Source organism: Chryseobacterium piperi, assembly GCF_002285635.2.
Taxonomy (GTDB): domain Bacteria; phylum Bacteroidota; class Bacteroidia; order Flavobacteriales; family Weeksellaceae; genus Chryseobacterium; species Chryseobacterium piperi.
Genome location: NZ_CP023049.2, coordinates 3,820,787 through 3,836,481, shown reverse-complemented (window position 1 = coordinate 3,836,481; position 15,695 = coordinate 3,820,787). Strand labels below are relative to the sequence as shown.

The window sequence follows — 15,695 nt, the reverse complement described above, 5'->3', positions numbered from 1 at the left end:
AATTAATGCCTGATTTTTTACATCCAGATAAAGAAAATTATTCCCATGAAGAGCTCATGCAGGAAGAACAAATTCGTCCCCAGAGTTTTAAAGATTTTGCAGGACAAAGAAAAACTCTGGAAAACCTTGAGGTTTTTGTAACCGCTGCCAAAAAACGTGGGGGGGCGCTTGACCATGTTCTTCTTCATGGCCCGCCGGGATTAGGAAAAACGACTTTAGCCAATATTATAGCCAACGAATTAGATGTAAACTGCAAAATAACATCAGGTCCGGTTTTAGATAAACCCGGAAGTTTAGCAGGTTTATTAACCAACCTGGAAGAAAATGATGTTCTTTTTATTGATGAAATTCACCGTCTTTCCCCTGTTGTAGAGGAATACTTGTATTCTGCCATGGAAGATTATAAGATCGACATTATGCTGGAAACAGGCCCGAATGCACGAAGTGTTCAAATTGGTCTAAATCCGTTTACATTAGTAGGAGCGACAACCAGAAGTGGAATGCTTACAAAACCTATGTTGGCAAGGTTTGGAATCCAAAGCAGATTAGAATATTACACGATTGAACTGCTTTCCATGATCATTATCAGAAGTTCAAGGGTATTAGGAGTTAAGATTTATGAAGATGCTGCTATCGAGATAGCAAGAAGAAGTCGTGGAACACCAAGGATTGCGAATGCTTTATTACGAAGAGTCCGGGATTTTGCTGAAATAAAAGGAAATGGCGAAATTGAAATTAATATTACAAAGTATGCTCTAAACTCTTTAAATGTAGATGAGTTTGGGCTGGATGAAATGGACAATAAAATCATGCGTGTCATGATTGAAAACTTCAAAGGAAAACCTGTGGGCATATCTGCATTAGCTACATCCATTGGCGAAAACCCTGAAACCCTGGAGGAAGTCTACGAACCTTTTTTGATTCAGGAAGGGTTTATCATTCGTACTCCCAGAGGAAGAGAGGTTACGGACAAGGCTTATAAGCATTTGAATATTGCAGTGCCAAGAAATCCGGGAGAACTCTTTTAGATTTAGGATGCTTATACGTTTTAAATATTAAGAAAAAATAAATTAAGAAACGAATATTAATGATTGTCAAGAGCTGAATGTACTTCTCAAATAGTCGTCATTTAAGTATGAATTTTTAAGACTTTTGGGATTGAAATAAGTAATGAATTTATGTTTATACCTAAAATATACAGGAGCGAGGATTACGAGGTAATGAGAGAAATCATTAAAGAGAATGCTTTCGCCTTACTTATTTCCTCTGTAGACAAGATAAGAGCTACGCACTCCATGATGATGCTTAATGAAGATGATCCCGAACATATGTACGTGGAAACTCATATTTCCAGAGCAAATCCCCAGGCTAAAACCTTGAAAAACGGAGATGAAGTCGTGTGTGACTTTCTTGGTGCTCACACCTACATTTCCAGCAGCTGGTATGATCATATCAATGTTTCGACATGGAACTATGAAGCTGTACAGATCCATGGAAAAGTAGAACTAATGAACCATGAAGAACTTTACAAACACCTGGAAAAGTTAACCGCCAAGTACGAAAATTTCCAGCAATGTCCTGTATTAATAAAAGATATGGGTAAAGAATTTGTCGAAAAAGAAATGAAGGGTGTCTTTGGTTTGAAAGTCATTCCAACTGAAATATTCATCAAGCAGAAGCTTTCTCAAAACAGAAAGGAAGCAGATTCTCAAAATATTATTTCTCATCTTGAAAACTCGGATGATCAAGGAAAAAAGATTGCTGAAAAAATGAAAATGATAAAAAAATAAATACATTTATAAAACATAATATTATATGAAGTTATATCCAATACAATGTGGAAAATTTAAGCTGGACGGCGGCGCAATGTTCGGAGTCGTCCCAAAGAGTCTGTGGGAAAAAACGAATCCTGCAGACGAAAGAAACTTAATCGATCTGGGAACACGATCCCTGCTTATTGAAGATGGCAAAAAACTAATCCTGGTAGATTGCGGTCTTGGAAATAAACAGGATGAAAAATTCTTCGGACACTATTCTCTTTGGGGAGATGATAATCTAGATAAAAACTTAAAAAAATATGGTTTTGTAAAGGAGGATATTACTGATGTTTTCCTGACTCATCTTCATTTCGATCATTGTGGTGGTGCTATTGAATGGAATGATGATAAAACAGGCTATCGTCCTGCTTTTAAAAATGCCCAGTTCTGGACCAATGAAAATCACTGGCAATGGGCAACAGAACCCAATCCAAGAGAAAAGGCAAGCTTTTTAAAAGAAAACATTATTCCGATTCAGGAAAGTGGACAATTGAATTTTTTACCCCTTCCTACTACCGGAAATTATGGTTTTGCTCCGGATTTGAAAATGGATGTTATTTTCGTAGACGGGCATACCGAAAAACAAATGCTTCCCGTTATTCAATATCAGGAGAAAACAATTGTTTTCGCAGCAGATCTTATCCCTACTACCGGACACATTAATCAGGTCTATGTTATGGGATACGATACAAGACCTCTTTTAACAATGGAAGAAAAAGGAAAATTCCTTAAGCAATGTGTAGATAATGAATATTTATTATTTTTTGAACATGACGCACACCACGAACTGGCAAGTCTGAAAATGACTGAGAAAGGAGTAAGACTTGATGAAACCTATAGTTTTAATGATGTTTTCGGATATTAAATTATGGAAGAACTAAATTCAGAAACAAAAAAAGCAGAACCGGAACCAGCACCCAAGATCATTGGGCTGACAGGTGGAATAGGTTCAGGGAAAACGACCGTTGCTCATTTCATAGAAGAATGTGGATTTCCAGTCTATTATTCAGATGACAGGGCAAAAACGATCGTCAATGACAATGAAAGTTTAAAAGTTAGAATTAAAGAACTTTTAGGAGAAAAAGCCTACGACGAAAATGGCATGTATGATCGGAAGTTTGTTGCCAATAAAGTATTTAATAATAATGAATTATTACAGAGCTTAAATGGCATTATCCATCCTGCAGTCCGGATTGATTTCGAAGAGTGGGTAAGCCAGCAGACTAAATATCTGGTTTTTAAAGAGACCGCATTATTGTTTGAATTAAAACTTAATTTACAATGCTACAAATCTCTTCTGGTAACGGCTCAGGACAACTTAAGAATAAAAAGGGTAATGGATAGGGATAACAAAACCTACCGGGAAGTACAGGCAATTATGGAACGGCAGATGCCCGAAAAAGATAAAATAAGAATTGCAGATTATATTATCTATAATGATACCAATTTAGATGATTTAAAAGAACAAACCGAAAGAGTTATCTTCGAAATCGAATAGAAATAAAAACTCATCAGAATTACTTTTCTGATGAGTTTTTTTTAACAAAAAATAAGCTCTCATTTCTGAGAGCTTATTCTATATAAATAAATAATTATTATTCTTTGATGAATTTCTTTTGAGCAGTACCTTTAACATCATCAATGTCAATTACGTACACCCCATTGATCAATTGGCTTACATCAATCTTATTATTTAAGATGACTCCACCTGAAACTAGCTGACCTGCTGCATTATAAAGTTTGTAATTAGCTTTTTTACTAATATTCTTCACATACAATATCGAGCTTACCGGGTTAGGATAAATTAATATCTCTGTCTGGTCAACCGGATTAGGAACTGTTTGTTTCGAAATTCTAACGGTATAATCTTCAACCTCACCGCTTGCAAAGCTTACACAATTTACCGGAATAGCATCTTTTTGCATGGCTACTCTCATCACAACATATTTGTAATCTGTCATACTGATGAATGCATCAGCCGGAACACTGAAGGTTCCTTTAACAGGTGTTGTTGTGCTAGGTGAGAATACCAGGATTCTTTCACTAGGATCAAAAGTTCCGCTTCGGTCAAAGTCTATCCAAACTGCAATCCCTTCATTATTCGTTGTTCCGGTCCATGATTTCGTAATAGAAATTTCATTACCGGTAGATCCCTGAATCAACTCTATAAACTTCGTAGGATCACCTGTAAAGTCCGAATAGTTCTGAGCATTTGAGTCATTAGACATTTGTGGTTTACCAGTAGGTTTCACCGTAACATTTGAAATAAACTCACTCACTGAACTTCCAGACGACATCTGACAGTAAACTACCGTAGGAGTAGTAAAGAAGTATGGTGGCGTATAGGTACCAGGAGTACCGTTACAAACGTTAACAACCTGCATCTCATACTTCGTTAGCTCCGTTAATCCGGTAAGAGTAAGGGTATTCGTTGCCACAGGAACTGTTGTCCAGCTCGGAATACCTACTTTTCTGTATCTTAAGATATAAGTAGCTCCCGGGAATGGGCCCCATACTACGATTGCCGTAGTAGGTGTCAGGTTAGTAATAGTTAATCCCGGAGGTGGTAACTCACAGATTCTTTCCGTAGTAAACACTTTAGGATTTGAATATGGATTGATCGTTGTTTCGCCCACACATTTGTTTGCTACCTGAACCTCATAGGTTGTATAAGGACTTAATCCTGTCAACTGATAAGAGTTCCCTGGTGTTGCCGGTACGCTGATATCAGTCCATATTGTTGTTCCTACTACTCTGTATCTTAATACATATGTAGAACTAGGGGCAATTGGTGCCCATGTCACTAATGCAGAATTCGTAGTTACATTAGCGATAGTCACAATAGGAGGTGTAGGATCACATCGTGTAGAGAACGTTTTGATAGGCGTAAATGTACCTGGTGTAGTTCCGCAATTGGCAGCAACTTGTACCTCATACGTCGTAGCAGGAGTTAGGCCTGTTAACTGAATAGGAGGATTTCCAAGAAGAGTGGATACATTGACACTGGTCCATGCAGTAGATCCCAAAGGTCTATACTGTAAAATATACGTAAGGCTATTGGCAGCTCCGGACCAGTTAATAATTGCAGTAGTATGAGTGATTGTACTAAATGCCAGATTGGTTGGAGCAGTAGTAACACAAGGTCTTATTTTCACTGCGTAATCTTCTACCTCACCATTCACAGCAACCTGGCACATAACAGGAGCACTGGTGCGTTTTAACACCACTCTCATGGTAGTAGTCAATGGTCCGCTGTATGCCGTTGAAGGTACACTGAATGTTGCATTCACGGTATTGGTGGTATTTGCAGATACGGCCATGATTTGTTCACTCGGTTCAAAGACTCCGTTTCTGTTAAAATCAATCCATGCACTTATTGCATCGCTATTGGTTGATCCTGTCCATCCTTTCGTTACAGAAATAGTATTTCCTGCAGAGCCAACTTCAAGATTTACAAGTGTAGCTGGTGTTGTATAACTAATGTAATTGGTTTGTACAGAAGTATTACTCATTGGCAAGATACCAGGATTTACAGAAGTAACCGTTACATTAGCAATGTGATCATTGGTACCGGTTCCTATCATATTGCAATAGGTAATAGCTGTTGTTGTAAACGGAACCGAAGGAGAATACGCTCCTAAAGCTCCTCCACATCTTGTGGCTACCTGTACTTGATAGTTTGTCAACTCTGTAAGACCCGTAATCGTATAACTGTTTCCAGGTGGCAATACGGGATCTATAGTAGTCCACGCTCCTGTAGCTCCTTGTCTCCATCTCAATGCATAAGTAGCACCTGACGAAGCAATCCAGGAAACGTTCGCTGTAGTCGCAGTAATATTACTTACCGTGATATTACTTGGAGGTGCTGCTGTACATGGCTGGATATCTATGAATTTAACTGCATAATCTTCAACTTCTCCATTACTTGTGAAGTTTTGACACGCATTATCAATTGTATTATAATAAACAACAACACGCATCTTCACTTTATTCGTTCCTGTATAAGCTGTAGCAGGAACAGTAAAAGTCGCGGTTACAGGAGTCGTGCTGGAGTAACCAAGATTCATTACCCTCTCGGTTGTATTATCAAAAATACCATCCCCATTATAGTCTATCCAAACAGAAGTAGCATAAGTACTGGATAAAATTGTTCTTCCTATGGAAATATTATTTCCGGTGGATCCACGTACAAATGTAATTAGTTTAGTAACATCATTAGAGTAATCTGTGTAAGTAGTAGGTCCTGAGTTATTAATCATCAGGGTAGAGTTGGTAGGAGTAACCGTTACATTATTAATATAACCATCCGTTACCGTTGCTGTACCTGAATTACAATAATTAATTGCCAGTGTTGTAAAGTTCACTGATGCCGACCATGGTCCCTGAGTACCACTACAAATAGTAGCAACTTGTACTTCATATGGAGTGGCGGCATTTAAGTTAGCAATGGTATAGCTATACCCAGGTGCAGGAACAGGATTAACCATAATCCAGGTACCTGATGCTGTAGCTTTATACCTTAATGCATATGTTGCCCCGGTAGAATTTAGCCAGGAAATAACAGCTGTGGATGCAGTAATACCGGTTACCGTAATTGGCGCAGGTGCTGCATTTGAACATGCTTGTATGTCTACAATCTTAACAGCATAATCTTCAATTTCACCATTCGTAATATTGACACATGGATCATTAACTGTAGATGTAGAAACAATCACTCTCATTCTAAGCGTAAGAGGTCCGTTATAGGATGTAGTCGGAACAGTAAACGTTGCTGTAATAGGTGTTGTCGTGTTTGCTGTTGTATTCACTACTCTTTCACTTGCCTCAAATATTCCGTTTCTGTTAAAATCTATCCATGCTCCAACTGCTAATGAAGGAGGGAATGTTGATGGCGTTAACCATGATTTACTGATCGAAATATTATTATTTGCAGATCCACGAACCAATGTCACCAATTTATCAGGATCCGGAGAATAGTTAGTATAAGAATTCGCTCCGGTAGTGTTACTCATGATATATGAGTTGGTCGGCTTCAACGTAACATTTGAAATATATCCATTGGTACTGTTACCTGTAACAGTACAATAGCTTACTGACGGAGTTGTAAAAGGAAGCGGAGCCGTAAAGGTTCCTGTTGTTCCTGAACATACATACGCTACCCGAACCTCATATTGAGTCGATTCAGTTAAACCGTTAATCGTGTATGCATTTGTTGTTAAAGGAACGTTGATCCATGTAGGAGATCCTATCTGTCTGTATTCCAAAACATAAGTTGCTCCAGCTGCAGGATCCCACATTACATACGCTGATGTTGCAGTGATGTTATTCACACTCAGGTTTAGGGGAGCATTCGTCGTACAAGGTATTGGTTGAATTAATTTTACGGCATAGTCTTCCACTTCTCCATAAGTAAAGTTTTGACACATTACAGATGGTGAACTAAAGCTTAAAGCCACTCTCATCCTCGTAGTTGAAGGGCCGTTGTAAGCCGTTGCAGGAACAGGGAAAGTAGCTGTTACAGGAGTAGTCGTACTCGCCGGAGAAGCCATTACCTGCTCTGTTGCTTCAAAAACTCCATTTCTGTTAAAGTCAATCCAGACATTCACTGCCTCGCTATAAGAAGACCCGGACCATCCTTTTGAAACAGAAATTGTATTGTTAGCAGAACCTATGACCAGATTTACCAAAGCTGCCGGTGTTGTCGTATAATCCGTATAATTACTTCCAGCAGAGTTATTACTCATCGTAGCAGCACCATTCGGTACTACAGTAACGTTAGAAATATATTCATCATTGAAGTTACTTGACTGCATCTGGCAATAGTTCAGCCCCGGAGTAGTAAAGTTGACCGAAGCAGAGAAAGTACCCTGAGTACCTGAACAAACATTTGCCACCTGTACTTCATACTGAACTCCGTCAGTCAAACCTGTTAATACAATAGAGTTCGAAGCTGCATTTACCGTAACCCAGGTAGTACTTCCTACCGGACGATACTGAACAACATAAGTTGCTCCGGCTGAAGCTGCCCATGAAACCGTAGCTTGAGTTTGCGTAATAGCAGAAACAACAACTCCCGTAGGCGCTGCTCCCGTACAAGCTGCTAAGCTCCCTACTGTTGCATTCCCTATTGCATAAAACACGTTACCAATAGAACTTACCCTGATTTTAACTGTAGAACCTAATGTTAAGGCTCCAAAGGTTAAAGACTCAGTTCCGTCGTTAGCAGTAGAAGGAGTCAGAACATTCCAGGTAATTCCATTATCTGTTGTATAGTCAATTTTTACATTAGCTACATTATAAGGAGCTGCTGTAGTATTGGCCACATCCCAGGTAACTGTAGAAGGTCCGTTGTTATATGCAGTTGCAGTAGTTACCTTGAAAGGTCCATCATTACCTACCACAATAACCTGCTCAGCAAACTGAGTCTGCTGTTGGTTGGCAATAGGACTATTATCTCTTACTGTAATAGAAAACTTTGTAGTTCTCGGTACCATAGAAACAGATTCCCAGCCATTATTAGAATTATTAAGAACTCCGGCTAATACCGAAGATAATTTAGGAAAATATCGTATAGGACTTGTCGTTGGCAATACAGATCTAAAGGTAGCACCTGTAGTGGTTGTCCCTAAGTTATTTTTGTTAATGGTAACACTCGCGTTATCTACTTCTTCCCAGGTATAGGTCATCGGATCATTTTCAGCATCGGTTGCTGATGCCGTTAATACGAATGCTGTTCCTTTAGGAATATTATAGGTAGGTAAAGCCGCAATTACAGGAGGATTATTAGCAACAGTCGTTTCTACATCACAGGTTTTACTGATTAGATTAGCCTGTACTTGCTTGATACTAACAATATGAAAATAAGGATCTGAATTCGCCTGAACATCAGTATTTGGGCCTGTAATCCCAGCATATCCCATAATAGTAGATCCTGAACCCGGTTCCACATTCATTCCCGTTCCCTCAAGACCATGAGAAAACGTATGATTTCCTCCTAATTGATGTCCCATTTCATGGGCAACAAAATCGATATCGAAACTATCTCCCTGAGGAATACCATTTCCTGGAGACGTATATCCGGAACCTTTTTGCGTCGCTGTATTATTAGCAGGGTCAATACAAACACAGCCTATACAACCAGCATTACCTCCTCCGCCGGATGCACCAAATAAATGTCCAATATCGTAATTGGAATTTCCTACGTTTGCAGTAAGTGTTTGTTGTAACTGTAGATTCCAGTTATTCATCTGCGCCGAAGGTGAATATGGATCTGTAGCCGGATTGGTGTAAATGATTCCAGGAAAATTCTGTAAATTTAAATGTAATGCGAAATCTTTCTCAAAAACACCATTCACTCTTGTTAAAGTAGCATTAATAGCAGCCAATGCTCCCGCAATAGTTCCTCCGAAGTATTGGGTGTATTCACCCGTAACAGACATGGCCAATCTCATGGTCCTGTACTTCTTATCAGAAGACTTCGCAAAATTGGTAGTCTGGTTGGTAAATGCAGATCCGCTTTTATAAAGCTTATCTATCTCTTGTTTAGATAGCAGGTTTTCGTCCATAGAACATAAAAACCCCTCATTGCTTTTATCAGTTTTAGGATGCACACCATAAACTGTTTTCTGTCTATTTACCGGTTCTATAAATTCAGATTTCCCATTTTTGATAATCATTGACTGAAAATCATCAGGGGCTAAACTGAATCGCAAGTATTTGCCCGGATCATCTATCCCGACACCTACATAAGAGCCTAATTCGTACTGATCTGCCAGTTCTTTTACAACAACCGGAAAGCTGTAAATGGCAAACCTTTCAATTTTCCCATCCAAAGTTGGCAATGAAATAGTTACAGGCTTTGCATTCTTGCCTGTTTCCTGTGCCTTCGCCAGTTGGGATTTTAATAAGGGAATGTCTAAAGAGTAATAGTCCTTGATCTCAGAACTTCCTCTGATTTTTTCTCCCCTGAATGATGTCGTACTCCATTGTGCACTGGTAACAACAAATAAACAGAGAAAGAAGAAAGAAGTAAAAATTTTCTTCATAAGCTTCTCAATATATTATATTAATTACACAAATCTAATCATTTTTTGTTATTAATTTACAGGCTTAATTATTTTTTTTATACAAATTTCATAATAATTTAAAATATGATTTCAAAATAAAAAAATCCTCAGCTATTGACTGAGGATTTCATATTTCGTGAGATATTTGATTATTTTATCCACTTTTCTCTTAACGAAAAAGCCTCGGAATTCCGAGACTTTTTATTCAATTAAAATTGCTATTTCTTAATAAACTTAATGCTTTCTGAAATCGCATTATCTTTTATAGAAATAATATAAGTGCCTTTTACTAAATCTGCTACTCTAATCTGGTTATTAGTGATTACTCCGCTTTTTACAAGCTGTCCAACAGCATTGTGAATTTCGAAGTTAGCTTTATTAGAAACCTTAGTAACATTTAAAATATCATTAACCGGATTAGGATAAATTCCGAAATTGTCTTTAACAACCTCATTCGTTCCAAGAACCTGAACTTTTAAAGATCTGCTTTGCGTACTCGCAAAGTGAGATCCTGAAAGTAATGTTGTTCCTGATTGAGACTTAACATTGTAATATCCTCCATATGGGTAGAAACCATCACCAAATTCATCATTAACAGTTAATGTATAACATTCATTCGGATTCAATGTCCAGTTGATAGTTTTTAAAGCAGGAAGTGATCCATTTGGAGAATCCGTATACGGTCCACCGCTATATACTGTGGCTCCAGAACTGTTTTTAAGCGCCCAGCTCGTTTCAGAACCATATTGATCTAACTGAAGGTTAAATACAACATTAGCGTCAGCTCTTACAATAGCTCCTAAATAATTAACTGTAATATTACTGTTAGATACTCTTTGGTCTGTTGTTCCATTTACAGAAGTTACATTAATATTCATTTGCCCTCCTAAAGTATTAGCATCCATAGGAAGTGTTACAACCTGGTATTTATCCTGTGCCAGATTTCCTGACCAGTTATATATTTTTGTATTACCGTTTACTGAATATGTAATCACCGCTGTTGTTAACGGGCTTGTTCCTCTGTTATATAAAGACACTTTGACACTCTGAGCAGCTGTAGTAGCACAAGTAGCGGTAGCACATTCTCTTTCCAGCTTCACTTCAGCATCATTTGGAAATAAAGGAATAGGCTGGTCAGCTGTAGAAGTTTTAAGCTCCATTCTTCTTGGAGAGTTATTCATTACTGTTGTAATTCTATCTTTCTGGTTAATGGTAAAGATATTCATACAGGTATCATTCGTATAATCCATATAGTTCTGTACCATTTCAAAAACTGAAGGATTAGTACAGCTTGCTATTGCCGGATTACACACATAATTTGAAGTATGAGCAGTTGGAGTATCATCACAGAAGTCATTACCACAAGCAGCATCTCCCCAAATATGTCTTAGTCCTAAGAAATGGCCAACTTCATGAGTCATTGTTCGCCCTTTATCATATGGAGCTGAAAGCAAGAAAGTATTATTTATATTGTAATCACTACTTCCAAATGTACTATATTTAGCTACCACGCCATCAGAATAAGCTTCTCCACCTTGTGCATTCAATCCTGGTAAACCAGAAGCAGATGGGAATTGAGCATACCCTAATAAAGTATTATCTACAAACTTAAGACTCCACATATTCATATATTTAGTGGGGTCCCAAATAGTTTCAGGCTTTACAAAAGCTTCAATATCATCTCTTGACCAGCTATTCTGACATAAATTTACTCTATCAATACCATTAGTAGGATTTCCTTTAGGGTCAACTTTTGCTAAAGCAAATTGGATCTGTACGTCAGCCCCTACCGCATTATTATTAAAACCAGGAGTACCCGCCAGTCTTCGATAATCATTATTCATTACCGTAATCTGAGACATTACCTGTTCATCAACAATATTAGGTGCAACTCCAAGGTTCTGACCATTATGGATAACGTGTACCACGACAGGAATCGTGATGATGTTTCCGTTTTGTGATTTATTGGCTCTGGCCTTTTCAACCAAAGGAGCTAACCATGATTCAAATTGTTCAGCGGTCATCCTTCCAGGGAATTTCGACTTAAGATAGTTTTCATATTCTACAGTAGAACATCTGTCAAAGCCATTGGCTTTAGCAAGCTCTTCCTGAGATTTCTTAGCAAATTGAGCTTCTTTCTTAACAGATCGACTCGGTGTCTGAGCATTTAATACTCCTGCAGCAAACAAAGGCAATAGGAAAAGAAATTTTAAAGTAGTAGATTTTCGCATTATTTTATTTTATAATATTTGCAAATATATTGGTTTTAGGTAATATTTTTAATTATATTTATCATAAAATAATTAAAAAATACAATTACTTCAAGATGAAAAACATTACACTATCAATAATCGCATTTACAGCGCTAGCCACAGGAAGTTGTGATTCTCAAAAAAAGATGCAAAATGATCAAAATAAATCAGTCATAAAAGATCAAAACTACAAAATAGAAAAAGTAGAACTTACTGAACAAACCAGAGGAACTAACAGAAAAGTAACGTTCACCCCAACTTCTGTCATTACCTCATTAAACGGGGAGGTTACAACCGCTAAATTGGCAGTAAGTGATTGGAATAATCTTTCCAAGCAAGCAAGTTTAATTGATCTAGAAAAAATATCTTTCTACACCTCTCCTACCACTGACCGGTTTTCAGACAAAGCGCTATCGTCAACAATCGAGATAACCAGCAATGGAAATACTTATCAGTCTTCCGAATTCGATTCCGGGACACCTCCAAAAGAATTACAGGCACTTTACAAATTACTTAAAAAATAATATTGATCTGATCATACAAAATAAAAAGCCAAAGCATTGATGCTTTGGCTTTATCATTTATTGAATAGGAACTACAATCGTAGTTCCTATCACATAAGATTACTTTTTAACAAATTTAGATTTAAATACATCTTTTCCTTTATCATCGATTGCAATCACATATGCTCCCGTAACTAAAGACGAAACATTAACTTTTCCATCTCTGATATTTCCACTACCAACCAGCTGGCCTGCCGCATTATAAATTTTATAAGCTGCTTTATCAGAAACTTTAGTAATATTCAATATTTCTGAAGTCGGATTAGGATACATTTGAATTCCATTATTTGAAGCATTAACATCAGTTACAGCTAATACATCAGTTACTACAACATTATAATCTTCCACTTCGCCGTAATCATATGATGTACATGCTTGTGGCAATGTATTATAACGCAATGCTACTCTCATTCTAAGCGGGCTATTCAATACTGAGCTCACAGGAACAGTAAATGTAGAGGTTACTGTTGGTACCTGGCTCGGCGAAGAGCTCATCACCATTTCGGTAGCATCAAACACTCCATCTTTATTAAAATCTATCCAGACTCTTACCCCTTCGTTATATAAAGTCCCCGTCCATGTTTTGGTAACAGATACCATATTATTCGTTGATCCTTTTACAAGTGTCACTGTTTTTGTAGGATCCGTAGTATAATTAGTATAGGTACTTGGTCCGGAGGTATTATTCAGATTTGCTAATGTTACATTTGAAATGTATTCATCACTTGGAGATGCAGAAGTAAGGGCACAGTAAGACAAGGTTGTAAACTGAGTTGTCGCACTATACGTTCCGGTTGTACCAGAACAGATCGCAGCCACCTGCACATCGTACATTGTCATTACTTCCAAACCATTTAGTGTTACGCTATTCGTTGGTGATGTGGTTTGACTCCATGTTGTAGCTGAGGATTTTTTATAACGGATGGAATAGGTTGCCCCATTAACAGGCGCCCAATTAACCACAGCAGATGATGTTGTAATAGTATTCACTGTAACGGCACTAGGCGCAGTACCATCACATGGTGCTAATGTTATAACAGACATTGAGCGTACCGCATAAAAAACATTTCCGATAGAAGCTACTCTTAACTTAATCGTTTGCCCGTTTAAACTAGCAGGAAAGGTATATGTTTCAGAACCGTCATTCGCTGTAGAAGCAGAAAGTACCGTCCAGGTAGTTCCATTATCAGTAGTATAATCTATTTTCACATTGGCTACACTATACGGAGCTGCTGTTGTATTAGCAACATCCCACGTTATTGGTGTAGGTGCATTAGAAAATGCATACATTGAATTAATTTTAAACGGTCCGTCATTACCTACAACAATAGTTTGTTCTGCAAACTGAGTCTGCTGTTGGTTGGCAATAGGGTTGTTATCTCTTACGGCAACAGAAAACTTGGTAGTTCTCGGCACCATAGAAACAGATTCCCAGGTATTCAGACTATTATCTAAAGTTCCTGCTAATACAGAAGAAAATTTAGGAAAATAACGTGTTGGATTTGTGCTAGGTACTCCGGATCTGAATGAAGCTCCCGTAGCCGTGGTTCCTAAGTTATTCTTATTAATTGTAACACTCGCATTATCTACTTCTTCCCAACTGTATGTTATCGGATCATTTTCAGCATCAGTCGCAGATGCCGTTAATACGAACGCCGTTCCTTTAGGAATATTATAAGTAGGTAATACGGCAATCACAGGTGGATTATTAGCAACAGTAGTTTCTACATCACAGGTTTTATTGATCAGGTTAGCCTGTACCTGTTTGATACTGGCAATATGGAAATAATCATCCGAGTGCGGCTGAACATCTGTATTCGGTCCTGTAATCCCGGCATATCCCATAATCGTAGATCCTGAACCCGGCTCTACATTCACTCCTGTTCCTTCAAGACCATGAGAGAAGGTATGATTAGCACCAAGCTGGTGTCCGAATTCATGCGCAACATAATCGATATCAAAACTATCTCCCTGCGGTATACTATTCGCAGGAGAAGTATATCCGGATCCCTTACCTTTAGGCTGTGAAGCCGTTGGATTTATACATACACATCCGATACATCCGGCATTACCGCCACCTCCTGATGCTCCGAACAAATGTCCTATATCATAATTATCATTCCCGACATTTGCTGTAAGCGTATTTTGTAATTCCAGAGTCCACGCTCCTCCAGCTCCCGCACCCGCTGCTGAATATGGGTCTGTAGCAGGATTTGTATAAATTACCCCTGGAAAATTCTGCAAATTAAGATGCAATGCAAAATCTTTTTCAAAAACTCCGTTTACCCTTGTCAGAGTAGCATTAATTGCAGCTAAAGCTCCTGTAACTGTTCCCCCGTGGAATTGGGTATACTCACCCGTTACTGACATAGCCAGTCTCAAGGTTCTATATTTTTTGTCAGAAGCTTTTGCAAAATTAGTTGCCTGATTCGTAAATGCTGCTCCACTTTTATAAAGTTTATCTATCTCTTGTTTAGATAGCAGATCTTCATTCATCGAGCATAAAAAACCTTCCTTACTTTTATCCGTTTTCGGATGCACACCATACACTGTTTTTTGTGCATTTACAGGTTCTATAAATTCAGATTTTCCATTTTTGATAATCATCGACTGAAAATCATTCGAAGCAACACTGAATCTTAAAAACTTAGAAGGGTCGTCAATACCAACTCCTACATAGGAACCCAAGCCATATTGATCTGCTAATTCTTTAACAACCACAGGAAAGCTATAAACAGCAAACTTTTCAACTTTACCATCAAGAGTAGGAAGAGATATTTGTACTGGTTTTGCATTAGATCCCGTCTCCTGGGCATTTTTGAGCTGATCTTTGATCATATTTATATTCAGCTCATAGTAATTTCGAACATGGGATGATTTAGTTGCTTCACCCACAGGTGTAGTGGGTTTCCATTGTGCCATAGCGGAAATAGATAGCAAACTACATAACAAAGTAGTAGTAATTCTTTTTTTCATATAAATATTGATTTTTGGTGA

At 38.0% G+C, this 15,695-nt stretch carries 8 protein-coding genes; 5 read left to right on the top strand and 3 right to left on the bottom strand.

The annotated features are described in order from the left end of the window. Positions 1 to 5 precede the first annotated feature (5 nt). The 4 genes from ruvB (at position 6) to coaE (ending at position 3,315) form a co-directional block, all read left to right on the top strand. Complete coding sequence (gene ruvB / locus CJF12_RS16760) at positions 6 to 1,028, top strand: Holliday junction branch migration DNA helicase RuvB (protein ID WP_034681170.1); 1,023 nt, start codon at positions 6 to 8, stop codon at positions 1,026 to 1,028. Between the two features lie 150 nt (positions 1,029 to 1,178). Beyond that, on the top strand, positions 1,179 to 1,790 hold the full coding sequence (locus CJF12_RS16755) for an FMN-binding negative transcriptional regulator (protein WP_034681168.1): 612 nt from the start codon (positions 1,179 to 1,181) through the stop codon (positions 1,788 to 1,790). A 25-nt stretch (positions 1,791 to 1,815) separates the two neighbouring features. Continuing rightward, the gene (locus CJF12_RS16750) at positions 1,816 to 2,682 is read left to right on the top strand and encodes an MBL fold metallo-hydrolase (RefSeq protein ID WP_034681165.1); all 867 of its coding nucleotides are present in this window, start codon (positions 1,816 to 1,818) and stop codon (positions 2,680 to 2,682) included. Positions 2,683 to 2,685: 3 nt separating this feature from the next. Beyond that, positions 2,686 to 3,315, top strand: coding sequence for a dephospho-CoA kinase (gene coaE / locus CJF12_RS16745; protein WP_051887157.1), 630 nt, complete (start codon positions 2,686 to 2,688; stop codon positions 3,313 to 3,315). 97 nt (positions 3,316 to 3,412) lie between these two features. Here coaE and CJF12_RS16740 read toward each other — a convergent pair whose 3' ends face one another. Both CJF12_RS16740 and CJF12_RS16735 read right to left on the bottom strand, forming a co-directional pair. Beyond that, a complete protein-coding gene (locus tag CJF12_RS16740) occupies positions 3,413 to 9,862 on the bottom strand; it encodes a GEVED domain-containing protein (RefSeq protein ID WP_051887156.1) in 6,450 nt (2,149 codons plus the stop codon). A gap of 239 nt (positions 9,863 to 10,101) precedes the next feature. Continuing rightward, on the bottom strand, positions 10,102 to 12,114 hold the full coding sequence (locus CJF12_RS16735; protein ID WP_051887155.1) for a M43 family zinc metalloprotease: 2,013 nt from the start codon (positions 12,112 to 12,114) through the stop codon (positions 10,102 to 10,104). Between the two features lie 95 nt (positions 12,115 to 12,209). Here CJF12_RS16735 and CJF12_RS16730 point away from each other — a divergent pair, with 95 nt between their 5' ends. Further along, positions 12,210 to 12,659 carry a hypothetical protein gene (locus CJF12_RS16730; RefSeq protein WP_131329470.1) on the top strand — a complete coding sequence of 150 codons (450 nt, stop codon included), beginning with the start codon at positions 12,210 to 12,212 and terminating at the stop codon, positions 12,657 to 12,659. 99 nt (positions 12,660 to 12,758) lie between these two features. Here CJF12_RS16730 and CJF12_RS16725 read toward each other — a convergent pair whose 3' ends face one another. Further along, positions 12,759 to 15,674 carry a reprolysin-like metallopeptidase gene (locus CJF12_RS16725; RefSeq protein WP_034681161.1) on the bottom strand — a complete coding sequence of 972 codons (2,916 nt, stop codon included), beginning with the start codon at positions 15,672 to 15,674 and terminating at the stop codon, positions 12,759 to 12,761. Positions 15,675 to 15,695: the final 21 nt, after the last annotated feature.

Bases quoted from the DNA above. Each gene is read 5' to 3' on its own strand.
- coaE (WP_051887157.1), top strand. From the start codon at position 2,686: ATGGAAGAACTAAATTCAGAAACAAAAAAAGCAGAACCGGAACCAGCA.
- CJF12_RS16755 (WP_034681168.1), top strand. From the start codon at position 1,179: ATGTTTATACCTAAAATATACAGGAGCGAGGATTACGAGGTAATGAGA.
- CJF12_RS16750 (WP_034681165.1), top strand. From the start codon at position 1,816: ATGAAGTTATATCCAATACAATGTGGAAAATTTAAGCTGGACGGCGGC.
- CJF12_RS16725 (WP_034681161.1), bottom strand. From the start codon at position 15,674: ATGAAAAAAAGAATTACTACTACTTTGTTATGTAGTTTGCTATCTATT.
- CJF12_RS16730 (WP_131329470.1), top strand. From the start codon at position 12,210: ATGAAAAACATTACACTATCAATAATCGCATTTACAGCGCTAGCCACA.
- CJF12_RS16735 (WP_051887155.1), bottom strand. From the start codon at position 12,114: ATGCGAAAATCTACTACTTTAAAATTTCTTTTCCTATTGCCTTTGTTT.
- ruvB (WP_034681170.1), top strand. From the start codon at position 6: ATGCCTGATTTTTTACATCCAGATAAAGAAAATTATTCCCATGAAGAG.
- CJF12_RS16740 (WP_051887156.1), bottom strand. From the start codon at position 9,862: ATGAAGAAAATTTTTACTTCTTTCTTCTTTCTCTGTTTATTTGTTGTT.